The following is a 26,706-nucleotide window of genomic DNA, read 5'->3' as shown; positions in this document are numbered from 1 at the left end:
CCATGTCAAAATCAAAAGACCCAAATAAAGTCAGTCTCGGCGAAGTGTTTGCTTTAATAACAAGCAATAAAGCGTTATGTTGGGTGGTGGTTTTGATTACTGCTTTGATAATTGCCGTGCTTTGTGGGATTGCTTATCACAATCAGCAAAAAACCATAAAGAAACATGAGTTATTAAAAGACAATGGCGTGTTGATATTAGCCACGTCCTACCGTGAACATTGTGGAAAGAATGCCACAAGATTTTATCGTTTTGATGTGAATGGTAAAAGGTACATCAAATCTGTTGGAATGTCTTGTGGTAAGCCTTTGGGCGATACTGTCGAAGTGTATTATTTAAAAGACAAACCGCACATCAATTTATTTAAAACACAGTTACAACATGGCGTACCAAGCCATTGGCATTCGGTATTTATGATAATTGTGTGTACGTGTTCGTTGTTATTTTTGACCGTTTATAAAATCATACATTCTTATTTGGTTGCCGAAAAACATTCACAAAATGAGCTTAAATTAAGGAAAAATAATGACCAATTTATCCCCCCAAAAACGCTATGATGAAGCCCTAGCCACAGGCAATTTTAGTCACGATGACGTACAAGCAAAGGCAGTTGCCTATCTTGACAAATTGCACCATGAAATCATAGCAAACCAAAATACAAATCAAGGATTTTTTGCCAGCCTGTTCAAATCCAAACCCACAGCTCCCAAAGGCTTATATATGTGGGGCGGTGTTGGGCGTGGCAAGACGTGGCTTATGGATATGTTTTATGACAGCTTGCCAATAGAGCGAAAAATGCGACTGCATTTTCATCATTTTATGAAACGAGTGCAATCTGAACTTGTCAAATTACAAGGGCAATCTGACCCCTTGCAAAAAGTGGCGGACATCATTCATGGTGAGGCAGTTGTTATTTGTTTTGATGAGTTTTTTGTATCAAACGTATCAGATGCCATGATTTTGGGTGATTTATTCACCATGCTCTTTGAGCGTGGCATTACCCTTGTGGCAACCTCTAATATTGAACCATCTGGGCTGTATAAAAATGGCATTCATCGTCATCGTTTTTTGCCCGCCATCCATCAAGTTGAAACACACACAACCGTGATGAATATTGATGCAGGCGTGGATTATCGGCTAAGGCTATTAAAGCAAGCCAAACTCTACTCATCACCTCTAACAGATGATACCAAAGACTGGCTGTCCAAGCGATTTGATACGCTTGCCAGTGGTCAAAAAGTAGTAAAAGACCCCATCATTATTGGTGGGCGTGAGATTTCTATCATCAAGCGTACCGAGACCATGCTTTTGGTAAATTTTAGGGATGTGTGTATGCAACCTCGTTCAGCATCTGATTTTATTGAGATTGCCAGTGATTTTGATACGGTCATGGTGGACAATGTGCCTGCATTAACTGATACATTGATGGACCCAACCAGACGCTTTATTTATTTGGTGGATGAGTTTTATGACCGTCGTGTCAAACTCCTTGTGCGTGCTGAGCAGTCCATTTTGGACTTGTATCAAGGTGAAAAACTTGCCTTTGAGATTGAAAGAACACGTTCACGCCTGCTTGAAATGCAATCGGAGGATTATTTATCAGAAGAGCATCGGATGGAATAAGACAATGAATTTTAAAAATCAATCATTAGCCATTTTTAATCAAGGTCATTTTGAACCTATTAATAGAGAGTTTTTAACTAATAGAGAGTTTTTAACTCAAACCACATCCGCCATAGCCCCTTTATTAAAAATTCAAGAAGAATTCAAAAAATTAGATAATGATACTTTCTTTAACGAATATAAAGACAGTTTGATTGCCAGTTATTTAAATTTTGAATTAGTAAATACCCAAAAACATGGTTTTGATGCCAAAAAATCTCACCATGAGAATATATATTTAGAGGTTAAGCAAGCATCTTTATCTGCAAAAAGTTGAAGAATGACTTTTAATGATACAAGTGAAGAAAAAGCCGAAGCTTTTATGGACAAAAAAATGTTTTTGGCTTTGAGTGTCGTATTGATATACCAAGCTATCGTTAAATCATCTTGCCATTATGCCAAATGGTGAAAAGTGAATTTAAGAAGAATGGTATTATCAGTGCTAACAGTTTACTAAAAAATAAACTTAAATATTATAATGATGAGATGCTTCGTTGGATAAAAAATTATTCTATTGTAGACGAAAATGGTGATATTTGTTTTGCCAAAGATTTATCCACACCATCAAGACCGCATGATTTAGACATTCCAGAGATTAATATACATTTACCAGCTTTAAAAACTCGTGGTTGGTCATCAAAAGAAAAATTTATACAACTTTATCATGAAAATAAACTCATTTTTAAAGATGGCAGACCTTATGAGAAACATCTGTTGATTGATAGTAAAGACAGTGCAATGAGCATTCTTAATTTTTATTCAAGGCAAGGTAAGCATGATTTGGAAAAATTAGGCTTAGGGCATATGTTTAAAACTGCAAAACCTGTTCAAATGATAAAATACTTTATCAAACTTTGCACCTCTGATGATGATGTTGTCATGGATTATTTTGCAGGCAGTGGCACAACTGCTCAGGCAGTCATTGAATGCAATCTAGAAGATGGGTACAACAGATGCTTTTTGTTATGCCAAATTGTTAAACCCATCAAAAATAATCCAGAAGCCATTCAAACATTATTAAAATATGGTTATACTGCTACTATTGATAATATTGCAAGGCTAAGATTAGAAATTCTTGATAACAGACACCAATATGAACAAGTTCAACAATAATCTTTATTTTAAATGAGAAACCCATGAACGATTTAATCCATCTCATTCACACCAGACGCAGTATTGGCAATTTATCTCTACCCATGCCAAGCCATGATGAGCTAAACAGTGCCCTAGCATGTGCAATGAGTGCCCCTGACCATAAGGTATTACGCCCTTACCGTTTTAGTGTCATGACAGGCAAAACCCTTGATGATTTTGGTCAGGTACTGTTACAAGCAGGGCTTGATAACGCCAAAGCGGACAAAAAAAGCCTAGATGACATCGCACGCACCAAACTTATTAATATGCCAAAACGAGCCCCCATGATTATCACGGTGGCAACCGATTATAAACAGCACCCAAAAGTACCACAATTTGAACAACTTTTGTGTGTAGGGGCAGTGGTACAAAACCTACTACTTGCCTTACAAAGCATGGGCTACCAAACGGTATGGCGAACAGGTGATTTGTGTAACACGCCTGCCATCAAAGATTATTTTGGTGTCAGTGATGATAATACTGTCTGTGGATTTATTTATGTTGGGTCAAGCGATGTTGTCATGCCCAAGCGTGAAGCGGTAGATTTGGCACAATTTGTTCATTTTTATCAATGAGTCAAAATATAGAAAATGAACAGATAAAAATCATTATCCAAAAAAGTCATTCAAGGATAAAAATACCATGAAATTGCCAAAAGACAATCCCAAAGTCAAAAAAATTGTAGATGTAGCAAGCCAAAGTATCAATCAAGGCTTAGAAGAAGCCCGTCATTTGCTTGAAAAATCCGAATCCGAAGGTGGGCTTTTGGCAAACCTTGCCCACTTTACCAAAAAACGCAAAAAACAAACAGACCTTGACACACTTGGCATTCATGTGGATAAAGACACAGACACGCCCTTACGTATCGTGGTGCTTGGTGGTGGCAGTTTTGGTACAGCAATGGCGAATTTATCCGCCAAAAACGGTTGTGAGACGACCCTGTGGGTGCGTGATAAAAAGACGGTCAAAGCCTTACAAAAGACCTATATTAACAAAAAATATCTGCCCAATCATGTGCTAAGCCCTCATCTGACATTTAGCCATGATTTGGCACAGTCGGTCAAAAACAAAGACATCATCTTTGTGGCAGTGCCAAGCTCGGCGGTGCGTGAGACCCTACAAAAAATTCGCCCTCACATCACCCATCAGGCGGTGGTATCTTTGACCAAAGGCATAGAAAAAGGCACGTTTGCCCTAATGAGTGATATCATTAAGGATGAATTACCACAGGTGAATTTTGGGGTGATGAGTGGCCCCAACCTTGCCCTTGAAATCATGAATAACATGCCGTCCGCCAGCGTCATCGCCAGTCCGTCCGAGCCACTCAGAGTAGCGGTACAGACAGCACTACATAGTGCGTTTTTTCGGGTGTTTGCCTCCGATGATGTCAAGGGTGTGGAGCTTGGCGGTGCATTAAAAAATATCTATGCTCTGGCCATGGGTATGGCGAATGCCTATGGTGTGGGAGAGAATACCAAGGCCATGCTCCTAACTCGTGCATTGGCAGAGATGAGCCGATTTGGGGTGAATTTGGGGGCAAACCCCTTGACTTTTTTGGGGCTGTCAGGCGTGGGGGATTTATACGCAACCTGCAATTCCACGCTAAGCCGAAATTATCAAATTGGTAACATGCTTGGCAAGGGCATCACCCTTGACAGTGCCCTTAAAAAGTTAGGACAAACCGCCGAAGGGGTCAATACCATCGCTCAGGTAGAAGAACAGGCAAAAAAATTGGGTGTGTATATGCCCATCACTCATGCTTTATATGCCATACTGTATGAAAATAAATCAGCACTGAGTGTGGCGGTAAACCTGATGGAAACAGGATTTAGAAGTGATGTGGAATTTGTCATGCCTCATGATGAGAGTAATGAGAAACTCTCAAAAGAGTTTGATGAAGTGTTAAAAGCAAGCCTGCAAAATCAACCCAAAGATGACAATATGCGTGAAAAGTAAACCATTACGCAATGGCATCAATGATATCAACGACATTAATAATTTTAAAAAGAGACGATTTGGGAGTATTGATATGAAACTTATCTTTATCCGACACGGACAAGCAACCGCTTACTGCGGTGATGACATGAGACGTGATTTGACAGAATTTGGACAAACTCAGGCAAAAGAGACTGGCACACATCTAGCCGACAGACACAACCTTGATATGATTATCACCAGCCCCTTTCATCGTGCCAACCAAACTGCCAAAATCTTACAAAATATCGCCCAAGACAAAGGACAAAATCCTACATTGATTACACTAGACAGCATCACCCCAAATGATGACCCTGTGGCAGGCGTGTCAGACATTGAGCAGATTGTTGCATCGTATTATGGGGATGAACCTAATAAGACAATCGCAGTGGTATGTCACATGCCGATAGTGGCTCGTATGGTGGCGTATTTGGCAGGGGATTTACCATCCATGTTTGAGCTGGCAGAATATCGGGTGATGACAACCGATGTTATCGCTTGGGGTCAGGCACGCCAAAGTGAACGATTTTCTCCCACACAGCCTTGATAAGACAACGCTTTTAAAAATTTGATTTATAAACCGCCACTTCTTGATGGCGGTTTTTTAGGCTTAAATAAAAATAAGTTACCTTTTATCAATCAAAACCATAAAAATATTACAAATTTTAAAAATTGTGCATTAGGGATTGACTTTTGGACATGGATGGGCGTACAATTCTTTAAAGATATATTTTAAATGTATCTTTAAAATGGTCATCCAGATGATTATGTCATCTTAATGACCATATAATCAAAATTCCTAATCAAGCCACGTATAAGGAGCAAGAGATGGGTGAGTATAAAAAGCACTGGTGGGTGCTGTTTGGGGTGTTACTTTGCACTTTCACATTACTAGGTTTGGGTGGGGCAGAAGTCTATCGCTCTGCACCTCCCATTCCACAGCAGTTCATAGACAGTCAAGGTAACATCATCATGACCGAAGATGATATCCTAAAAGGTCAATCAGCATGGCAGACAACAGGCGGCATGCAATTGGGTTCGGTGTTGGGGCATGGTGCATATCAAGCTCCTGACTGGACGGCTGATTGGTTGCATCGTGAATTGGTGGCTTGGCTTAATATTCGTGCTAATGAAATCTATGGCAAAGGGTATGATGCCTTAACATCATCCGAACAAGCAGGGCTACGTCAGGCTCTAAAAGAGGAATACCGCACAAGTGCAAATGATGGCACACAAATCGTGGTACTCTCTGATACACGTATCAAGGCAATCCATGAGGTTGCTCCCTATTATGTCAAGCTGTATGGTAATGACCCTAAGTACATCAAAACTCGGGAAAATTTTGCCATGAAAAATAACACATTACCTGATTTGACCGCACGGGAGCATTTGGCGAATTTTTATTTTTGGACAGCATGGATTGCATCAACAAATCGTCCTGGTACTGATGCCACATTTACCAATAACTGGCCACACGAACCACTGATTGACAACGTGCCAACCGCTGAGAACTTTATATGGTCAGTTGCCAGCGTGGTGTTTTTGATTGCTGGGGTGGGATTTTTGATTTGGGCATGGGCATTTTCCAAAAAAGAAGAAGAGATTAAATTGGCGGTGCCAGAGTCTGACCCTTTGACCAAAATAAACCTAACCCCATCACAAAAAGCATTAGGTAAATATGGACTGCTTGTGGTGGCCTTATTTGTGCTACAAGTATTTTTGGGTGGTTTCGTTGCTCACTACACGGTGGAGGGGCATGCGTTCTATGGCATTGCTGTGGCAGACTGGTTGCCTTATGCTTTGGTACGAACGTGGCACATCCAGTCGGCGCTGTTTTGGATTGCCACGGCATTTTTGGCGGCAGGTTTATTTTTAACCCCCATCATCAATGGTGGCAAAGACCCTAAATTCCAAAAATTGGGTGTGGACATCTTGTGGGTGGCGCTCATCATCGTGTGTGTGGGTTCATTCATTGCCCAATTCTTTGCTCTAAAACACATCATGCCTGCCCATCTTAATTTTTGGTTTGGGCATCAAGGTTATGAGTTCATTGATTTGGGACGTTTTTGGCAAATTTTAAAATTTGTTGGTATTTTGCTGTGGCTTGTGCTGATGGCACGTGGTTGGGCTAATGGGTTTAAGCAAAAAGGGGATAAGAATCTATTGTCCATCTTTGTGGCATCTGTGGCATGTGTCGGTCTGTTTTATGGCTCAGGTCTGTTTTATGGCGAACGTACCAACATTGCCATCATGGAATACTGGCGTTGGTGGGTGGTACATCTGTGGGTTGAAGGATTTTTTGAGGTATTTGCAACGGCGGCATTCGCCTTTATCTTTTATAACCTTGGTTTGGTGCGTTATAAAACCGCCACAGGAGCAACCATCATCTCAGCAGCACTGTTTTTATTAGGTGGTGTTCCAGGGACGTTTCATCATTTGTATTTTACAGGCACAACCACGCCAATCATGGCAATCGGTGCATCGTTTTCTGCCTTGGAGGTTGTACCATTGGTGGTTTTAGGTTATGAAGCCTATGAACACTGGGAGAAACAACATCAAGCCCCATGGATGGACAAGCTAAAATGGCCCATTTTGTATTTTGTGGCGGTCTCATTTTGGAATATGGTTGGTGCAGGCGTGTTTGGTTTTATGCTAAATCCACCATTGGCACTGTTTTATATCCAAGGGCTAAATACAACCGCCGTTCATGCTCATGCTGCATTATTTGGGGTATATGGATTCTTAGCTTTGGGCTTTGTGCTGTTGATTGTGCGTTATATTCGTCCAAACCATCTCTTTGATGATGGCTTGATGAGGTTGAGTTTTTGGGCACTAAACGCAGGTCTTGTACTGATGATAGTTACAAGTTTATTGCCCATTGGGGTGTATCAAGCCCATGCATCCATCACCGAAGGTCTGTGGTATGCTCGCAGTGAGGGTTTTTTACAACAGGACTTTTTGGTTAGGCTAAGATGGATTCGTACCATTGGTGATGTGGTATTTATCATCGGGGCAATGGCGGTGGCATGGCAGGTGATAAAATTGGTCTTTGCCAAAACAGATGATGACAATCATCACCGAAATGCTCCTATCAATCGGTAAAATGCCATCATCACAAACCGCCTCAAAACCACTGGGGCGGTTTTTAAAGTCCCATGGTCAAAATCAAGCGTGGGCGATTAACCTTTTGATAGTTGGATGGAATGTGTTATAATGTCAAAAGATGTATTCATTTTGAGAGAGCCATGTCATACAGCTTACTTCGCCCTTATCTGTTTTCTATGCATCCTGAAAAAGCCCATGAATGGACGCTTGAAAATTTAGAGCGACTGCATAAAGCACATTTGCTTGGATTTGCTTATCCACGCCAGTCAATGCCCACCAACTGCATGGGTATTAGCTTGATGAACCCTGTGGGAATGGCAGCAGGGCTTGATAAAAATGGCGAGTATATTGATGCCTTGGCTGAGCTTGGTTTTGGGTTTTTGGAGATTGGCACAGTAACACCAAAACCACAAGCAGGTAATGAGCGCCCAAGAATGTTCCGTTTGGCAGACAGTGGGGCAATCATCAATCGCATGGGTTTTAATAATGATGGCGTGGATAAGATGATAACCAACATTGAGCGTGCCAAATATAAGGGGGTATTGGGCATTAATATTGGTAAAAATGCAACCACGCCCGTTGAACGTGCTTTGGATGATTATGTGTACTGTTTAGAGCGGGTCTATCCTTATGCCAGTTATATCACCATTAACATATCCAGCCCCAACACCGCCAATTTACGAAACCTACAAGGGGCAAATGAGTTGGCTCATCTGTTAGATGGTATTAAGACTTGCCATACAAAACTGGCAAATGAATACGGCTATTATGTGCCACTTGCCCTAAAAATCGCTCCTGACTTAGAGATAAGCCAAATAGATGACATCGCTAAAAATCTCATTGACTTTGATATTGATGGACTCATCGCCACAAATACGACATTATCACGGGTGGGGGTTGAAGATCAAGAATATGCCCATGAAACAGGTGGATTGTCAGGCAGACCACTTAGCCATCAAAGCACACTGGTGCTGACATCATTTGCTAAGAGACTGGCAGGCAAAGTAGATTTGATTGGCGTGGGTGGCATTGATACAGGTGATTTGGCAGTACGCAAACTAAGTGCAGGGGCGAGTGCTATACAACTGTATTCAGGACTGATTTATAAAGGCCCCTCTTTGGTGCAAGATTGCATACAAAGTATTGCCAATTACAAAGAGCGTACCTTGACCATGACAGATGAGCCCAATGATTTTGATGATTTAAGCAACACAAACAAACATGATTTGGGCAGTGCGAACAAGGCATGAGCATACTTGATATTCTCATCGCTATGATGGTACTCGTAGGTCTGTGGCGTGGCTTTCATGCAGGGGCGATTAAGACGGTCATGTCTTTGGTGGCGTGGTTTGTTGCGTTCATCATGGCATCAGCACTTGCCAAAACATTCTCGCCTTTATTCATCCCTGTGGTGGATAATGAGATTTTGCAAATCTCATTGGCGTTCTTAGCGATTGTACTTATTATTGTTAGCATCACACATCTTATCTCATGGCTTGCATTAAAAACCTTAAAATTTTTAAAATTGGGATTTTTGGACAATCTTTTAGGTGGCATTTTAGGGGCTGGCAAAGGGGTGTTAAAAGTGCTGATCATCCTAAGTATCACATCTCCGTTACTGGTTAAACTGCCCCAATGGCAAGGGTCTGTACTTGCCCAAAATTTATTACCTTTTGCTCCTGTGGCACAGACGTTATTAACCCAAACACTTGATAAGGCATGGAATCAGGTGGAAAATCCGTATCAATAGGACGGATTTTTTAATGCAAAAATCTCTTATGCCTGCCCAGCCAAAACAGCACATTATCTTATGATGCACAGGTGTGATGGCAGGCGTGTGATGATGATAAATTTTTATTTTTATAAATCTTAAACTAATTGGCATGTTGCCAGACTTTTGGAGTAAGTAATTATGTGTGGTGTGATTGGTGTGTGTGCCCATGAACCTGTGGCTCAAATGTTATACGATGGCTTGACCATGTTACAGCATCGAGGGCAGGATGCGGCGGGGATTGTTACCCTAAAAGATGACCGCTTGTATCTGCGTAAAGATAATGGCATGGTGCGAGATGTGTTTTTAAACAAACACATGGTAAATTTGGTGGGAAATTTTGGTATCGGTCATGTCCGCTATCCGACCGCAGGCACATCAAGCACAGCAGAAGCACAGCCTTTGTATGTTAATTCACCCTATGGCATTGCTTTGGCACATAATGGCAATTTAACCAACGCCGACACACTTGCCAAAGAAGCCTATGAGTATGACCGCCGTCATCTAAATACCGACTCGGATTCGGAGGTTTTACTCAATATTCTTGCCCATGAGTTGCAAAAATTCACCAAAACCAAACTCGCCCCCGATGACATTTTTACCGCCTTACAAGCTGTCTATGACCGCTGTCAAGGAGCGTACGGCGTGGTGGCGATAATAGCAGGTCATGGCATGCTTGCATTTAGAGACCCTAACGGCATTCGCCCCTTAGTTTATGGTCGTCGCCTAAGTACCGCTGGTGTTGAGTATATGGTGGCATCTGAGTCGGTGGCTTTGACCGCTTTGGGCTTTGAGGTGGTGCGAGATATTAACCCCGGTGAGGCGGTATTTGTTGATTTGGATTATAATTTGCACACCAAACAATGTACTGACAAAATCAAGCACACACCTTGCATCTTTGAGTATGTCTATTTCGCTCGCCCTGACAGTATCATTGATAACATTTCGGTGCATAAGGCTCGCATGCGTATGGGGGAAAAACTTGCCCAAAGAATCATCTCCGAATGGGGTGAAAATCACGAAATTGACGTGGTGATTCCCATTCCTGATACTTCTCGAAATTCAGCATTAGAATGTGCCACACATTTGGGTGTCAAATATCGTGAAGGCTTTAACAAAAACCGCTATATTGGGCGTACTTTTATCATGCCAGGTCAGTCCATGCGTAAAAAAAGCGTTCGCCAAAAGCTAAATGCCATTACCTTGGAATTTAAAAACAAAAACGTCCTACTGGTGGATGACTCTATTGTACGTGGTACAACATGCCATGAGATTATTCAGATGGCACGAGATGCAGGGGCGAAAAATGTCTTTTTTGCATCTGTTGCACCGCCTGTGATTTTTCCAAATGTCTATGGCATTGATATGCCAGTACGCAGTGAGCTTATCTCATCGGGTCGTACGGTTGATGAGGTGCGTGAGATTATCGGAGCTGACCGCTTGATTTTTCAGGATTTGGATGATTTGGTAGAAGCGGTCAATAACACCAAATACAGTCGTGTTGATGGTTTTGACTGTTCGGTATTTGATGGCTGTTATGTGGCAGGGCAGATTAACGAAGAATATCTACAACAGCTACAAGCCAAGCGACATGATGGTGCTAAAACACAAATTACCAACAACCCTGTGGATATCACAGGAATTATGGAATAAATCAGATGAATAAAATTAAAATAAGCCTATCAACTGATGGGCTTATTTTTTATACAAATTACAACATACAAATTACAGTTTACACGCTCCGCCTGCACAACCATCATCTAACTCGCCTTGACTGTCATCCGCTCCATCTCGGGTATTATGATAATACAAGGTCTTCACGCCCAATTTATAGGCACTAAGCAGGTCTTGAATCATGACTTTCATGGGGACTTTTCTGCCCTCAAACTTAGCAGGGTCATAGTTGGTATTGGCAGAGATGGACTGGTCAATGAATTTTTGCATGATGCCGACCAATTTTAGATAGCCGTTATTATCAGGCATTTGCCATAATAGTTCATACTTCTCTGCCAAATTTTCAATATCAGGTACAACTTGTTTTAAAATGCCGTCTTTGGACTGTTTGACCGATACCAAACCTCGTGGTGGTTCTATGCCATTGGTGGCATTGGCGATTTGACTGGATGTCTCAGATGGCATAAGAGCTGACAAGGTAGAATTACGTAACCCATGCTGTTTGATGCTAACACGCAAAGCCTCCCAGTCTAAATGTAATGGCTCATCACAAATGTTATCCAAATCCGCCTTATAAGTGTCAATTGGTAAGATGCCTTGACTGTATGTCGTCTCAGCAAAGGCAGGACAAGACCCTTTTTCTTGGGCAAGTTTATTAGATGCTTGTAGCAGATAATATTGCAATGCCTCAAAGGTACGGTGAGTCAATCCAATCGCTTTTGCCTGTGAATAGCGTGTATCATTTTTGGCAAGATAGTAAGCGTAGTTAATCACACCCACACCGAGTGTACGACGCTTCATACTGCCATTTTTGGCAGCAATGACAGGATAATCTTGATAATCAAGCAAAGCATCCAAAGCACGCACGATAAGTTCAGCAGGTTCTTTGATGTCTTCTGGTTTGTCAATTTTGCCCAGATTGATGGCGGACAATGTGCAAAGGGCAATCTCGCCATGCTCATCGTTGATATTATCTAGCGGTTTGGTTGGTAGGGCGATCTCCATACATAGGTTGGACTGGCGAACAGGAGCAACTGATGGGTCAAATGGGCTGTGCGTATTGCAATGGTCAACATTTTGAATGTAAATACGCCCTGTGCTGGCACGCTCTTGGAGCATGAGACTGAACAATTCACGAGCAGGGATTTTACGTTTTCTGATGCTCTCATCATTTTCATAACGTGTATAAAGACGTTCAAATTCAGCTTGGTCAGCAAAAAACGCTTCATAAAGCCCCGCCACATCAGAGGGAGAGAATAGGGTTATCTCTTCATTTTTGATGAGTCGGGTGTAGAGTGTTTTGTTAATTTGAACACCGTAATCCATATGGCGAACACGATTATCCTCCACACCACGGTTATTTTTTAGGACAAGTAAGCTCTCCACCTCCAAATGCCATAATGGATAAAACAAAGTCGCTGCTCCACCACGAACACCGCCTTGTGAACAAGATTTAACCGCTGCTTGGAACATTTTAAAAAAGGGAATGCAACCTGTGTGTTGAGCTTCACCACCACGAATGGGCGAACCTAAGGCACGAATTGCCCCTGCATTCACCCCAATGCCAGCACGCTGTGAGACGTAGCGAACGATGGCGGATGTTGTGGCATTAATACTGTCCAAATCATCGCCACACTCTATTAGCACGCATGAACTAAATTGGCGAGTGGGCGTGCGTACACCTGACATGATGGGCGTTGGCAGTGAAATGTAGAAATTGGATGTGGCATCATAAAAACGCTTGATATAATCTAGTCGCACCGCCTTATCATAACTGGCAAACAGACACATACCAACCAAAACGTACAAAAACTGGGGGCTTTCATAAACTTTTTTGGTAACACGGTCTTGAACCAAATATTTGCCCATCATCTGTTCAACTGCCGCATAAGCAAGATTCATGTCACGTTCGTGATTAATGTAAGCATTTAATTCATCAAATTCAGCACGGTCATAATCTGCCAAAATATGTTTATCATATTTGCCCATCTTAGTCAAGCGGACAACATGGTCATATAAATGTGGTACTTCATAGTCGCCATAGGCAATTTTACGCAGGTGAAAAATGGCAAGACGAGCCGCCAGATATTGATAATCGGGTGTTTGTGCTGAGATTAAGTCCGCCGCCGCTTTGATGATGGTTTCATGAATGTCACGAGTGGCAATACCATCATAAAACTGAATGTGTGATTTTAGCTCCACCTGTGATACTGAGACGTTGTTTAATCCCTTAGCTGCCCATGTGATAACTTTGTGTATCTTATCAAGGTTAATGGGTTCAAAAGTACCATCTCTTTTTTTAACTTTGATTTGGTCGATATGTGTCATAAAATCACCTGTTTTGTTGTAAATTATAAAAAATTACCAAATCTCAATGACTTAGCTGTTTTCGCATTTAAAAATTAACCACTAGATGTAGTAATTCATTTTTAAGGTAGCACAATATAGCCTAAAAATTTTTAAAATACTAGCTTGTATTTTATGATAATCTGTGATTTTGTTATTTTGTTTATCAATGGGTGAGATAATGACGCATCTCTAACACATTCTAAAATTTTGGTTTTAAGGATATTTTATGCCCAAAATAGAGTTTTTAATTTGTTATATCAATAAAAAAACCGCCCAAAGACGGTTTTTGATATGAAAAACATCAATCATCTTTCAATCCATTGACGGATTTTTTCACGCTCTTCTGGGCTGGCATCAAGCCATAACTGCATAAAGCCATCCAGATTGTCCTTGGGAGTAACCATGGTTTTGGTGGCAGGCTGTGAGGATGATGGATTTTGGGAGATGATGACTCTTTGGTTGGCAGCGATGCCATCATGACGACCAAAGAGCCTACCAATACTGCCTCCTAGGGCAGATAACACGCCAGAGTGACCCTCCGATGTCTGCTCAAAAGCCAATAATTTGCCATTTTGGCTGATGGCAAGAGTAGGGTTTTTGGCATATTCTTTGGCAGCTCGATAGTTGTTGGGCTGATTGGGCATGACCAGTTGATAAGTTTGATTATCTTCTAGGTCAGCGGTGATGGTTAGGTTAGCTGATTTTAGATAGTCATGCTCGCCACGGGTCAAATCAAATAAGCGATCGTAATGGGCGGTGATGACATGGCGACCAGCATCAAGGATGAACTCACGTTTTAGTGGTTGCAAGGCTCCATGTTTAATCTCTTGTCCATTAATGGCGGTAACTTTGATATGCTCATCAACAGTTAGGTGTATATTGGCAAAAGCAGGGGTAAAAAGAGCGATGATGAGCATTAGGCTTAGTTTTTTCATGGTATTTCCTATTGGGGTGTGAGATGAAGCCAAAAAGTGATGGATGTCAATTTATTAAATTTGTGTTAAATCCAAGTTATCAATATCATCAATGTAACCACCCAGCTCTAAAAGCAGAGTTTGTTTGTTGATTATTTTTTTGGCATCTTCTAAGGTTTTTTTGCTAACAGAGGTGCGTGTCAGTCCCGTGAACAAGGGTGAAATGCTGTCTAATACGCTCATCATGTCCGTGGCATTATAAGGGCCATCACTGACCAGATGATCAAAAATAACAGGAGGCAGTCGCCAGTTTTTGCGTCTTAGGATGGATTTTAACATTGCCTCACGGTCAGCAGGGTTATCACCGTCAGGCAGTTTAAAAGCAGGAGCGAGTGACAGTCGTGTGAGTAAGTCAAGCAGAGGAATGTCTAACTCACGGGCAGGGTTGTTGGCTAAGAATACCAATTGCTTTTGTTCACGTCTGACCTCGTTGATTAGATGAAACAGTCCCTCTTGCCATTCATGACTGCGTGCTACTGCATTAACATCGTCTAGTATGACAAGATCAAACAGTTGCAAGCCTTGTAATGCTAAGGCATCATCACCCTCACTTTCTATCATTTTGTCAAGTGATAAGCTGATGGCAGTTTTGCCTGTTGTGGTATATTCATTGTAAATGGCAAGAGCAAGATGGGACTTACCAGAACCTTTTTTTCCATAAATAAAGATTTCTGATAATTCGCCTTGACAGAGTTTTTGGGCTGCGATGACAACGGCTTGATAACCCATGGACCTAAAATCCGAAAGTTGAGATTCTTCTTGCACATCAAGGTCTAGGGCGGACTGAAAAAGGTCGGTCATGTAAGCTTAGTATCCAAAAGTCTGCTATCAATACTCAGTTGTATCTTGGTTGTGTTCAACTGATTTAAAATGTGCTATATATACCAAATTTTTGATGATTTTGCAAGTTGTATTACCTTAATGCGTAAAAAATAATGCCTTTGTCATCATCGTCATTGTCATTGTCATCATATGATTAATGCAAGATACAATTTACCACAACGTCAATTGTTTTTGTCCCTTATGCCAATCGCTGTCCAAATAGGCACTGTATGTATGATGAAATAGAACATTTAAAATTGCTGAGACAGGCAGGGCGATAAGCATGCCCACAAAACCGAATAAAGACGCTCCTGCCAATACTGAAAAAATCACCCAAAGTGGTGACAGTCCGATTTTATCACCAAGTAGTAGAGGTTGTAATACATAACCTTCCATCGCCTGACCAATCATAAATGCCCCGATGATAAGACCGATATAAATAGCGTCAAAGCCAAATTGGAACAGTCCCACCACAATCGCTACAATAATCCCTAACGCAAAACCCAAGTACGGCACAAAACTTGCCACGCCTGCCCCAATACCAATGAGTAATCCAAAGTTTAACCCAATCATTTGTAGTTGTATGGCATAAATAGACCCAAGTAGCAACATAACACTAAGCTGACCTTTGATAAAATTCATCAGCGTGTCATCACAGTCTTTGGCAAGTTCTAAGGCTTTTTTTTGATAAGGTTTAGGTATGCTATGTAACCACATATCTAGGCGTTTTTGCCAACCGATTAAAAAATAAAAGGTTAATATTGGCACCATCACCGCCATGCCAATATTATTTGCCACCACCATGCCCGAACTTAACACCTGTTTGATGAGCAGCTGAGCATCTGCTACTTGATAATTTTTTTGGGCATATTCCATGAGTGCATTAGAGATAACATCCGCTTCTAGCGGAATAAGCTGACCATCTATGCGTTGACTTATCCATGCTCTTGCTGTGGTATTATACCACTCTACAAGCAAAGGCAACGATTCCCATACCAAGGTAATTTGTTCCCATAATACAGGCATAAACCACACAATCAATGCACCTGTCAATAAAATGCTGGCAAAGTACACGACCACGATGGCAAGCATGCGATTCATGTAGCGAGCCAATCCTGTCACCAAAGGATTTAGCATGTATGCCAAAATAAATGCTGCCAAAAAAGGCAAGAGCACCGTCCGCATCAGATACAAGGCGTACAAAAAAATCACCCAAAACAGTATGATTAGCATTCGGCGAAAAAAAGGGTCAAGGGTATAGTGTCGCATGATAGAGTAGCACAAAATAAAGTGGGCAAATATCGAGGTATTTTATGCTATTTTTGATAAAAGAGTAAGACATTTATGATGAATTTTATAAAAAGATGAATTTTATAAAAATAAGTAAAGTGCATTAAAAATATATCAGATGATGGCATTTAAAAACCCCCTAAGTCAGGGGAGACTTAGGGGATAGACTGGAAAAACCAGTTAAAAATGGCGCAGCGGACGGGACTCGAACCCGCGACCCTCGGCGTGACAGGCCGATATTCTAACCAACTGAACTACCGCTGCTAAGGTCGCTTACTTTTATTAGTAAAAGTACAAAACTTGACTGGTGGGCGGTAACGGATTCGAACCGCTGACCCTCTGCTTGTAAGGCAGACGCTCTACCAACTGAGCTAACCGCCCAAACGAGCTTACTTAACTAATTTAACCTGACCAACTAACCAATTTAGCTTAATTTTAGCTTAGTTAACTTAGTTAATGATGTCGCTTGTTGTGGTGCGTATTATATAGATTTTTTGGCAGGTGTCAAATGGTTTTTTAAAAAAAGTTTAAATTTTTTAATAAACATTTGATTTTTAATAAACTTTATTCACAATATTGCCATTATTTGTGCTACTAAATTCATAATTTTTTATACCATCCTAAGCCACCTATTGGTTTTCAAGATGAATGGATGCTGAATTGATGCAATATCTCATGCCCGTGGTCTGCTTTGGTCCATCTGGAAAAACATGCCCCAAATGTCCGCCACAGTTGGTACAAGTGACCTCAATGCGTCTCATGCCACGCGACAAATCAAGCGTTTCGGTTAAGGCGGTGTCATTGATTGTTTTATCAAAACTTGGCCAGCCACAACCTGAATGGTATTTGTTATCACTGTCAAATAATTTGGCGTTACAACCCTTACAGCGATAGACACCTTTATCAAACACGTCGGTGTAAAATCCTGTAAATGCTCGCTCAGTGCCTTTTTGGCGTAGAATGTGATACTCATCATCACTTAGACGATTTTGCCAATCTTGTTCGGTCAGTTGAGCGATTTCATCGGGACTTAAAGTGTTGTCAGATAGCATGATTATTCCTGATTAAAAAAATTTGGTTAAATAAGAATGAGTAAGATAAGTATAGCATGATTTGGCAAAGGGACAAATTGGCTTTTTGTAACGGTTTTTGACACTTGTTGGTGTGGATAAAATAACACATACATTTAACACCATGGCACAAGCATAAAAATAGACAACAAGGACAGAGTTATACATTTTTCCAACTTGTAAAACACTTGCAAAATGTCCTAAATAAGCGTATGATTATTGCAACTTTTACTTGCAACAATCACCATGACGAAAAATGTCTGCCCAATACCCACCACACAGGGTGAACGCCTAAAACAGCTTCGTAAATCCCTGGGATTGTCCGCCCAAGCCCTGGCCGATGAATTAAATGCACATGGTGCATCTGTCAGCCGTGGAGCGATTGCTAACTGGGAGTGTGGTAAGAACGGCATTACCAGCAGTAAATTGCCCACGGTTGCTCGGGTGTTAGGTACAACCGAAAGTTATTTATTAACAGGCAGATATGAGCGTCCGCTTGATTTGACAAACCAATCAGCAAACAAAAACACGATAAAAGAACTTCAAGGTATTGATTTTCAAGATAATATTATAAATTCATACCACTTATCTAATCAGGTGACAACCATGAAACCCCTAAAAAAATCCGCCAAACTTGCCAATGTCTGCTATGACATTCGTGGTAAACTTCTACAAACTGCCAACCGCATGGAGGCTGAGGGTCAACGTATCATCAAGTTAAACATTGGCAACCCTGAACCTTTTGGGCTGCTGCCTCCTGATGAAATTGTTCAAGATGTGGCAATGAATTTACAAAATGCCTCTGGCTATTCAGATTCAAAAGGAATCTTTTATGCTCGTAAAGCGATTTTGCAATACTATCAAGCCAAAGGATTGTTATCGGCGACCGATGTCAATGATGTCTATGTCGGTAATGGCGTCTCAGAGCTTATCGTCATGACTTTGCAAGCCTTGCTTGATGACGGTGATGAGGTCTTAATTCCCATGCCTGATTATCCACTTTGGACAGCAGCCACCAACCTTGCAGGGGGTAGGGCGGCACATTATCGCTGCACAGAAGAGGATGATTGGCACCCTGATTTGATGGATATTGAAAAAAAGATTACCGACAAAACCAAAGCCATTGTCATCATCAACCCCAATAACCCCACGGGGGCATTATATAGCAAGCAAATCTTGCAACAAATTGCTAATTTAGCGGTCAAACATGGTCTGGTCATCATGGCAGATGAGATTTATGACCGTATTTTATACGATGATGCGGTGCATGTACCCATGTGCACCATAACCGACAAGACACTTATTTTGACCTTTAACGGCTTATCAAAATCACATCGCATCGCAGGCTATCGTTCAGGTTGGGTCATGTTGTCTGGTAAAAAAGACCATGCAAGCGATTTTATTGAAGGCTTAACCATGCTTGCCAGCATGCGACTGTGTGCCAACGTACCTGCTCAATACGCCATACAGACGGCGATGGGCGGTTATCAGTCCATGCAAACCTTAACTGCCCCCACAGGACGACTGTATAAACAACGTGAAATGGCCGTGTCTCGTCTCAATGCCATCAAAGGCATCAGCTGCATCAAACCAAAAGGGGCGTTTTATTGCTTTGCCAAAATTGATAGGGGCATTTATCCCATTGATGATGACATGGATTTTATGATGGATTTGCTTATTAAAGAAAAGGTACTGATGGTGCAAGGTACAGGTTTTAATTGGGATAAGCCCGACCATTTTAGAGTGGTGTTTTTGCCAAACCTGATAGACCTAGAAGAGGCCATGGATCGGCTTGACAGATTTTTTACCAATAAGCGTAAGGAATTTGGTACGCAATAGAGTAGGGTGATGTATTTTAAGCACTAATAAAAAGGGCGATTGGTTTCGCCCTTGGCAACACATTATCCGATTATCCCAAAAAACCCCAATAAAAACAGCCCAGCAAATCCTGCTAAAAAGGCGATACCAAGTAGGGCATAGATGTTCATTTTAGCAGTGAGTAGATGTTCAGTTTTTGCCAAAGAATAGTTAAGATATGCAAAAATCGGAGCAGATACAAAAGAGCTTATCATGGCAAATTTAAGCAAACTTGCCATCTGACCTGCAAACACATTAATCAAAACAAATCCACCCATGACCATAATACTCGTCCAAAGCATGACATATTTTTCGGTCAATTCGGTTGTACCTGTTTTGATGAGTGACAGACTTTCAGCATTGGTGCGTCCATAGCCATCGGCACTGGTTATCACTGTACCAAACATGCACAAAAAAGCGATGAATGCCACAAGTATTTTTGACCAACTGCCAATGGTATCTGTATACATTTGTACAAGTTGGTTGATGTAAGCACCACCTTTGGTAGCAATTTCTTCGCCTGTTCCATATTGCACAAAAACCCCAAGCGTTAAGAAAAATAACGCCAAAATCGCTGATGTCAAATAACCAACGTTAAAATCAATCATGCCTTGACGTGGCGTGGGATGGTCGGTACGAATCTTTTTGGATGTCCATACAGAGGTGATGACCGAAAATTCAAGCGGTGCTGGCATCCAACCCATCAGAGCAATAATAAAACCCAAAGATGCCAGATTCCAAGGCGACATTGGCACAAAATCAGGGGCGATTTGTTTTGGTGAGATACCTGCAATAATCACCGCTGCAATGGTAGCAACAGTCAATGTTAAGATAATCCATTTTGAGATGTTATCTAGAACCTTATAATGTCCTGCAACGAGTAGCCCCCATGAAACTGTCATGACCATGACAGATAAAATGAGTGGATTTAGTTCCACAGGAAGCATAAAGCCTAAAATAGTCGCACAGAGCAAAGCTACCGCCGCTGTGGTTATCATGCCTGATACAACAGACAAGGCATAAAATGCCCAAAGATAGGCTTTGGATTTTTTGGCATAACCTACCACAAGGCTATCGCCTGTTTTATAAGCGTACTCTGTACCAAAACGATAAAAAGGGTATTTAAAAAAATTGGCAAGTATTATCATGATGGCAAGTTGCCACCCATACAATGCCCCAGCTTGTGTGGATGACACAAGGTGCGATCCACCAATGGCAGCCGATGCCATCAAAATCCCGGGCCCAAAGGCTTTCCAGGTGAGTTTTTCTGCTTTGTTGGGCGTTGAGATTGTCATAATAAATCAGTTGTTGGTAAAGACTTTTCAATTATAAAATTAAATTGCCTTTGTTGCAACTGTTGCAACATGGAAGAGCCTAAAACTCATCTTTGTAAGAAAATAAAAACTTCGCATAATGGTAATTATGTTAAATAGCCTAAATTTCGGTTTTATTGCATCATTGCCAAATCTTGTCAGGGTTCATGATATTTTTAGGGTCAATGGCAGATTTAATGGCTTTCATGACTGCCAAAGCACCGCCATGCTCTTTTGCCATATATTGACGCTTTCCTTGTCCCACACCATGCTCACCTGTGCACGTGCCATCCATGTCAATGGCACGTTCGGCAAGTCTTGATAGAATTTGTTTGGCGTGTATAACCTCACGTTCATCATTTAAGTCCACCAATAATAATACGTGAAAATTACCATCGCCAACATGACCTACCACAGACCCTAACATGCCACATGTTTGTATGTCTTCAACAGTCTTAGTTACACACTCAGCGAGGCGTGAAATTGGCACGCATGCATCTGTGGATAGACCACTGGCAGTTGGGCGTAAGGCACGGCTGGCATGATAAGCATTATGGCGAGCCATCCAAAGTTGTTTGCGTTTATTCTCATCTGTATCCCATACAAAGTTTTGCCCATCAAAGTCAGCAATGATTTGCCCAAACAGCTCTACCTGCTCTGCCACGCCTGCATTTGTACCATGAAATTCCACCAAGAGCGTGGCACTTTCTTTGAGTGATAGCCCAGAATAGGCATTACATGCCTTAATTTGTGTGGCATCCAATAGCTCAATACGAGCAATTGGTAAGCACATCTGTATGGTTGCCATGACCGCCTGACATGCCATATCCACATTGGGAAAATGACAAATACCACTGCCAATACATTCAGGTAAACCAAACAGCTTAACTGTAATCTCAGTTACAATCCCAAGCGTACCCTCAGAGCCAATGATAAGACGTGTTAAGTCATAGCCTGCTGATGATTTTTTGGCACGGCTGGCGGTGCGGATAATCTCACCATCAGGCATGACAACCTCAAGTGAGAGTACCACATCTTTCATCGTACCATAACGCACAGCATTAGTACCACTGGCACGAGTTGCTACCATACCGCCAATTGTAGCATTTGCCCCTGGGTCTATGGGGAAAAAAAGCCCTGTGTCTCTTAGGTATTGATTAAGAGCCTCTCGGGTCACGCCTGCCTGCACTGTCGCGGTCAAATCCTCACCATTAACCTGTAAAATTGCATTCATCTGACTCATGTCAATACACAGTCCGCCATGTGGAGCATTAAGTTGTCCCTCTAATGATGAACCCATCCCAAAGGCAATGATGGGCATGCCATGAGCGTGGCAAATCTTGACCGCATCGGCAACATCTTCTTTGGATGCCACCGTCAGCACCGCATCAGCAGGCTCATTGTCCAGCCACGTCATGGTATGGGCATGCTGTTGTCTGATGGTAAGATTTGTGCTCAAAGCGGCACCAAAACGGTTCTGTAATTCACCAATGGCAACATTAAATCTGGCAGTCATACAATGTCCTTATAAAAGTAGAATAAATAGATAATGCAGGATTATCCATGATTTGACAAATTTTTGCAAGTGCATTTACAAGTGTATTTATTGGGCAAAATACATCACCGCTTTACCTGCCACCCAAAGTCCTTGTAAGTGATTTTGTCCGATAAGATAAGACAAATCGGCAGGTCTGTCTATGTCCCACAACGCCACATCAGCATCCATGCCTAGTGCAATTTGTCCTTTACTATTTTGCAGTCCTAAGGCCTTAGAAGCATGAATGGTTGTTCCCGCCAAAGCTTCTTCGGGCGTTAGACCAAACAGTGTGCATGCCATATTCATGGCAAGCAGTAGGCTTGTGGATGGCGATGTGCCAGGATTACAATCGGTAGATACTGCCATTTTTATGCCATACTGTCGCATGGTATCAATGGGGGGCAGTTTGGTTTCTTTTAGGGTATAAAAGGCGGTCGGCAATAATACACCTACCGTATCATGTTTTGCCATCTTGATGATGCTGTCGGTGGATAGATATTCAATGTGGTCGGCAGATAAGCCATTAAATTCTGCCACAAGCCCTGCCCCACCCATATCACTCATCTGTTCGGCATGAAGTTTGACAGGCAGTCCCAATGATTTGGCGACATCAAAAAGCTGACTTACCTGATTCTTATCAAAGGCAATAGACTCACAAAACGCATCCACCGCATCCACCAAATTCTCATCATGCAACACTTTTAGCCAATTGCACGCTTGATTAACATATTCATCTGCCTTTGCCATATATTCTGATGGCAGGGCATGTAAGGCAAGGTAGGTTTTTTTGACGCTAATGCCAAAGTCATCACCCAACTTTTTGGCAACTTGGAGCATTTTGCGTTCACCATCTAGGTTAAGCCCATAGCCTGATTTAATCTCAATGGTTCCAACACCCTCTTTCATCAGACTTTTAAACCGTGGCAAGCTAAGTTTGTAAAGCTCATCAATGCTTGATTGCCTGGTGGCTTGTACAGTAGATAAAATGCCACCCCCTTGTTTGGCAATCTCTTGATAATCCATACCATTTAGACGCATCTCAAATTCATCACTGCGATTGCCCCCATAGACGAGATGAGTATGGCAATCTATCAAAGCAGGTGTCAGCCAACTTTGTTTTGCATCAATGATTTTATGAGCATCTGCCACACCGAGTTCATCTTCGGTGCCAACAAAGGCAATTTTGCCGTCTTTGATACCGAGTGCACCGTCATGTATTGCCCCATATGGGGTTTTTTTGGCATAACCAAAAGCATCACTCATGGTGGCGATGTTGGTGTTTGTAATTAGGACATCAAATTGCATCATATTTACTCGCATATTTTATTTTAATTAACTGTTTTTTGACTAAACGCCTATTTTAATGGCAAAACACGCTTTAATAAATACGTCTCCACACACACCAAAAGCAGTCGTGCCACAGTTTTCGCTCCACGGTTATCAATATCGTAAGTTGGATTAAATTCAGCAAAATCAAGCACTTTGACTTTGCCTGTTTGTATGAGTTTTTCAAGCAAAAATTCTACCAAATCAAGCTCAATCCCTTTGGCATTAACCGCACTGAGTGCAGGCATGACCCCAGCTGACAGACAATCCAAATCTACCGTAATATATAACACATCAACACTTTTGACAAAGTCATCAAGCCTTGCCCAAATCTCATCATAAGCCAAACGATGGCAATCATCATCACTGATGATACCAACGCCTAAGGCATGGGCTTTATCAAATAGGCTTGCTGTATTAGCAAAACGATTGATGCCCACACAAAAATAATAAAACGCATCATCAATCATCTCAGCGATTTGTAAAAATGGTGTGCCTGAGGTGGCGTATTCATCTGTTCGTAAATCAAAATGGGCATCAAAATTAATAATGCCAATCTTAGCCAAACTTTTAACATTCGTTTGCAGGTATTTATATAATCCTAAAAAACTGCCATAAGCAATCTCATGCCCACCGCCCAATCCTATCGCCAGTGCATTTTTTTGCAAGGCGTCGGTGATGTATGTGGCGTATTGGTTTTGGGCGGATTCTAAACTGCCCTTGACGATGGTGTCATTATCATGGCACACCACATCACCACAGTCGCCCACAAGGCTTGACAAATCAGCGTAGGCATTTTGCACATCTGCTGTGATGGGTGATTTGGCAAAAAACTCTTTGATGATAGGAGGAGCAGATTTGGCTCCTACCCTACCCTGATTACGCCTGACCCCTTGATGACAGGCAAAACCCACCAAAGCGATGGGCTGAGCATCAAAGGCTTGTACGGTATGATGCCAATATACCGCCCTATCGCTTTCAAATGGGTCGGTGCGTCCTGTATAATGGTCGGGATTAAAAGGGGCATGGGTGGCATGGATGTAAGTCATGGTATTTTGGGCTGTTTAGAGTTGAATGAATAAAATTAGTTAAGAAAAATGAGAATCTAGATGGACAGATGGACAAATAAGCCCTCTTACACAGCCATCATCAAAACCTCAAATATTGTCAAACCAATTTTGGCGAAGCTCATCCCACCCATCAAGCAACTCACCTGATAAGACAAGCTCTTTGGCTTTTTCAATATCTGGGGCAAAGTAGCGGTCTTTATCGTAATGGGCAACATTGGCACGCACTTTTGTGTGAATATCCATCAACAGCTTATCACTGTGATAACCCAAATCTTTGCCATGAATGTCCATGCCTTGGGCAGCCGCCAAAAGCTCAATGCCCACAACAGTCGCTGTATTATGTGCCATCTCAAATAGGCGACGTCCTGCATAGGCTGCCATCGATACATGGTCTTCTTGGTTGGCAGAGGTTGGAATGCTGTCAACAGATGCTGGGTGAGCGTGTGATTTGTTTTCAGACACCAAAGCGGCGGCGGTAACATGTGCTATCATAAAACCTGAGTTTACCCCTGCATTGCGTACCAAAAACGCAGGTAATCCTGATAAATTACTATCAATGAGCAAAGCAATACGCCTCTCACTCATTGAACCAATCTCACAAATGGCAAGTGCCAAAGTGTCAGCAGCAAAGGCAACAGGTTCGGCATGAAAATTACCTCCTGAGATGGCAACAGGCTCATCATCACCAAAAATAAGCGGATTGTCGGTAATGGCATTGGCTTCTATAAGTAGCGTTTTACCCGCTTGATTGATAAGGTCAAGACATGCCCCCATCACCTGAGGCTGGCATCGCAAACAATAAGGGTCTTGCACACGCAAATCTGCCACACCTCGATTGTTAGCTCTAAATTGACTATGTTCAAGCAGTGCCTTGTAGGTTCTGGCAAGCTCAATTTGTCCATGATGACCACGTGCCTGATGGATGCGTGGGTCAAAAGGTGAATCACTGCCACAAGCCGCCTCAACTGACATGGCTCCTGTGATGACTGCACTTGCCAAAAGGTCGCACGCCATAAAATAACCACCAATGGCAAGTGCTGTGGAGGTTTGTGTACCATTGATGAGTGCCAAACCTTCTTTGGCAACAAGCGTGATGGGCGACAGTCCTGCCTTAGCAAGTGCATCTTTGGAGGACACACGTTCACCATGAACAAGAACATCACCCTCCCCCAAAATCGCCAAAGTCATGTGCGATAAAGGAGCCAAATCCCCTGACGCTCCAACCGAGCCTTTGGCAGGAATGATGGGCATGATATCATGGTTAATAAGATTAATCAGTGCATCCACCACCTCACAACGCACCCCAGATGCCCCTTGTGATAGGCTTGATACCTTCATGGCGATAATTAGGCGAACCACACCCGCAGGCAATGTATAGCCTGTACCTACCGAATGACTTAGAATGAGATTTTTTTGTAAAAGTTCAAGTTCATCATCCACAATGCGAGTTCTGGCAAGCATTCCAAAGCCTGTATTAATGCCATAGGCAGGTTCATCACGGGCGATGATTGCTTGCACTGCTTGGTGTGATTTTGCAATGGCATCGTAGGCAGATGGGTCAAGGCGGATATTAACAGGGCTATCATAAATGGTGCGTAGCTCACTAAATGTTAAGTGACGTGGGCTAAGGGTAATATTAGGTCTCATGGGCTGTCCTTATTCATTCATAAAAGATAAATTTGTCTATACAAATATAACAAGAAATCAAAACAAGTGCAAGCCCTGATACAAAAAATTACCGCAAGATTTATGGCAATGTGTTGTACATGCCCCACCCA

21 protein-coding genes, 2 tRNA genes and 1 pseudogene are annotated in these 26,706 nt (G+C 42.0%); 12 read left to right on the top strand and 12 right to left on the bottom strand.

What is annotated here, in order from left to right; all coding sequences use genetic code 11:
* The first annotated feature begins 2 nt into the window (after window positions 1–2).
* From A7456_RS08250 to purF, 11 genes and pseudogenes are all read left to right on the top strand, one after another.
* Complete coding sequence (locus tag A7456_RS08250) at window positions 3–557, top strand: hypothetical protein (protein ID WP_066887610.1); 555 nt, start codon at window positions 3–5, stop codon at window positions 555–557.
* On the top strand, window positions 526–1,623 hold the full coding sequence (gene zapE, locus A7456_RS08245; protein WP_067009473.1) for a cell division protein ZapE: 1,098 nt from the start codon (window positions 526–528) through the stop codon (window positions 1,621–1,623). Before A7456_RS08250 ends, zapE begins: the two co-directional genes overlap by 32 nt.
* Before the next feature lie 4 nt (window positions 1,624–1,627).
* Window positions 1,628–1,939 (top strand): hypothetical protein, encoded by a 312-nt coding sequence (locus A7456_RS08240; RefSeq protein WP_067009470.1) that lies wholly within the window; start codon window positions 1,628–1,630, stop codon window positions 1,937–1,939.
* 128 nt (window positions 1,940–2,067) lie between these two features.
* Window positions 2,068–2,775, top strand: a complete 708-nt coding sequence (locus A7456_RS08235) for a DNA methyltransferase (protein ID WP_197940240.1) — start codon at window positions 2,068–2,070, stop codon at window positions 2,773–2,775.
* 23 nt (window positions 2,776–2,798) lie between these two features.
* Window positions 2,799–3,371 (top strand): nitroreductase family protein, encoded by a 573-nt coding sequence (locus A7456_RS08230; RefSeq protein WP_066887617.1) that lies wholly within the window; start codon window positions 2,799–2,801, stop codon window positions 3,369–3,371.
* A 67-nt stretch (window positions 3,372–3,438) separates the two neighbouring features.
* Window positions 3,439–4,752: an NAD(P)H-dependent glycerol-3-phosphate dehydrogenase gene (locus tag A7456_RS08225; protein WP_067009464.1), complete on the top strand. Its 1,314-nt coding sequence runs from the start codon at window positions 3,439–3,441 to the stop codon at window positions 4,750–4,752.
* Complete coding sequence (gene sixA, locus A7456_RS08220) at window positions 4,742–5,317, top strand: phosphohistidine phosphatase SixA (protein WP_227713402.1); 576 nt, start codon at window positions 4,742–4,744, stop codon at window positions 5,315–5,317. Before A7456_RS08225 ends, sixA begins: the two co-directional genes overlap by 11 nt.
* A 281-nt stretch (window positions 5,318–5,598) precedes the next feature.
* A complete protein-coding gene (locus A7456_RS08215) occupies window positions 5,599–7,872 on the top strand; it encodes a nitric-oxide reductase large subunit (RefSeq protein ID WP_066887621.1) in 2,274 nt (757 codons plus the stop codon).
* A 143-nt stretch (window positions 7,873–8,015) separates the two neighbouring features.
* Window positions 8,016–9,029: pseudogene (locus A7456_RS08210) on the top strand (quinone-dependent dihydroorotate dehydrogenase); the annotation flags it as partial.
* 92 nt (window positions 9,030–9,121) lie between these two features.
* Window positions 9,122–9,625, top strand: a complete 504-nt coding sequence (locus tag A7456_RS08205; RefSeq protein ID WP_066890838.1) for a CvpA family protein — start codon at window positions 9,122–9,124, stop codon at window positions 9,623–9,625.
* 162 nt (window positions 9,626–9,787) lie between these two features.
* Window positions 9,788–11,299: an amidophosphoribosyltransferase gene (purF, locus tag A7456_RS08200; protein WP_066890841.1), complete on the top strand. Its 1,512-nt coding sequence runs from the start codon at window positions 9,788–9,790 to the stop codon at window positions 11,297–11,299.
* A 72-nt stretch (window positions 11,300–11,371) separates the two neighbouring features.
* On the opposite strand, the gene nrdA is transcribed toward purF, so the two are convergent.
* The 7 genes from nrdA to msrB all read right to left on the bottom strand — a co-directional run bounded on the left by nrdA (window position 11,372) and on the right by msrB (window position 17,807).
* Window positions 11,372–13,648 carry a class 1a ribonucleoside-diphosphate reductase subunit alpha gene (gene nrdA / locus A7456_RS08195; protein ID WP_067009461.1) on the bottom strand — a complete coding sequence of 759 codons (2,277 nt, stop codon included), beginning with the start codon at window positions 13,646–13,648 and terminating at the stop codon, window positions 11,372–11,374.
* Between the two features lie 326 nt (window positions 13,649–13,974).
* Complete coding sequence (locus A7456_RS08190) at window positions 13,975–14,604, bottom strand: DUF2057 domain-containing protein (protein ID WP_067009458.1); 630 nt, start codon at window positions 14,602–14,604, stop codon at window positions 13,975–13,977.
* 54 nt (window positions 14,605–14,658) lie between these two features.
* Entirely contained in the window at window positions 14,659–15,444 is a 786-nt protein-coding gene (locus A7456_RS08185) for a DnaA ATPase domain-containing protein (protein WP_067009455.1), read from the bottom strand.
* A 192-nt stretch (window positions 15,445–15,636) separates the two neighbouring features.
* Window positions 15,637–16,734 carry an AI-2E family transporter gene (locus A7456_RS08180; RefSeq protein ID WP_067009452.1) on the bottom strand — a complete coding sequence of 366 codons (1,098 nt, stop codon included), beginning with the start codon at window positions 16,732–16,734 and terminating at the stop codon, window positions 15,637–15,639.
* Window positions 16,735–16,942: 208 nt separating this feature from the next.
* Window positions 16,943–17,019 (bottom strand) — tRNA-Asp (locus A7456_RS08175).
* Between the two features lie 41 nt (window positions 17,020–17,060).
* Window positions 17,061–17,136, bottom strand: a tRNA-Val gene (locus tag A7456_RS08170).
* Window positions 17,137–17,384: 248 nt separating this feature from the next.
* The gene (gene msrB, locus A7456_RS08165) at window positions 17,385–17,807 is read right to left on the bottom strand and encodes a peptide-methionine (R)-S-oxide reductase MsrB (RefSeq protein ID WP_066887635.1); all 423 of its coding nucleotides are present in this window, start codon (window positions 17,805–17,807) and stop codon (window positions 17,385–17,387) included.
* A 264-nt stretch (window positions 17,808–18,071) separates the two neighbouring features.
* Between msrB and A7456_RS08160 the strand changes: the two genes are divergently transcribed.
* A complete protein-coding gene (locus A7456_RS08160) occupies window positions 18,072–19,664 on the top strand; it encodes an aminotransferase class I/II-fold pyridoxal phosphate-dependent enzyme (protein ID WP_067009956.1) in 1,593 nt (530 codons plus the stop codon).
* A 62-nt stretch (window positions 19,665–19,726) separates the two neighbouring features.
* Here the strand turns inward: A7456_RS08160 and A7456_RS08155 are convergent, their stop codons facing one another.
* The 5 genes from A7456_RS08155 to hutH form a co-directional block, all read right to left on the bottom strand.
* On the bottom strand, window positions 19,727–20,977 hold the full coding sequence (locus A7456_RS08155; RefSeq protein WP_066887639.1) for an NRAMP family divalent metal transporter: 1,251 nt from the start codon (window positions 20,975–20,977) through the stop codon (window positions 19,727–19,729).
* Window positions 20,978–21,137: 160 nt separating this feature from the next.
* Entirely contained in the window at window positions 21,138–22,511 is a 1,374-nt protein-coding gene (locus A7456_RS08150) for an FAD-binding oxidoreductase (RefSeq protein ID WP_067009450.1), read from the bottom strand.
* Window positions 22,512–22,598: 87 nt separating this feature from the next.
* Window positions 22,599–23,852, bottom strand: coding sequence for an imidazolonepropionase (gene hutI, locus A7456_RS08145; RefSeq protein WP_067009447.1), 1,254 nt, complete (start codon window positions 23,850–23,852; stop codon window positions 22,599–22,601).
* A 35-nt stretch (window positions 23,853–23,887) separates the two neighbouring features.
* Window positions 23,888–24,907, bottom strand: a complete 1,020-nt coding sequence (gene hutG, locus A7456_RS08140) for a formimidoylglutamase (RefSeq protein WP_067009444.1) — start codon at window positions 24,905–24,907, stop codon at window positions 23,888–23,890.
* 108 nt (window positions 24,908–25,015) lie between these two features.
* Window positions 25,016–26,575, bottom strand: coding sequence for a histidine ammonia-lyase (gene hutH, locus A7456_RS08135; protein ID WP_067009442.1), 1,560 nt, complete (start codon window positions 26,573–26,575; stop codon window positions 25,016–25,018).
* Between the last annotated feature and the right edge of the window lie 131 nt (window positions 26,576–26,706).

The sequence above is a fragment of the Moraxella nonliquefaciens genome (genome assembly GCF_001679005.1).
GTDB classification, from domain to species: Bacteria; Pseudomonadota; Gammaproteobacteria; order Pseudomonadales; family Moraxellaceae; genus Moraxella; species Moraxella nonliquefaciens.
Note: the sequence above shows the minus strand (reverse complement) of the source record. Positions and strands in the feature narration are given on the sequence as shown.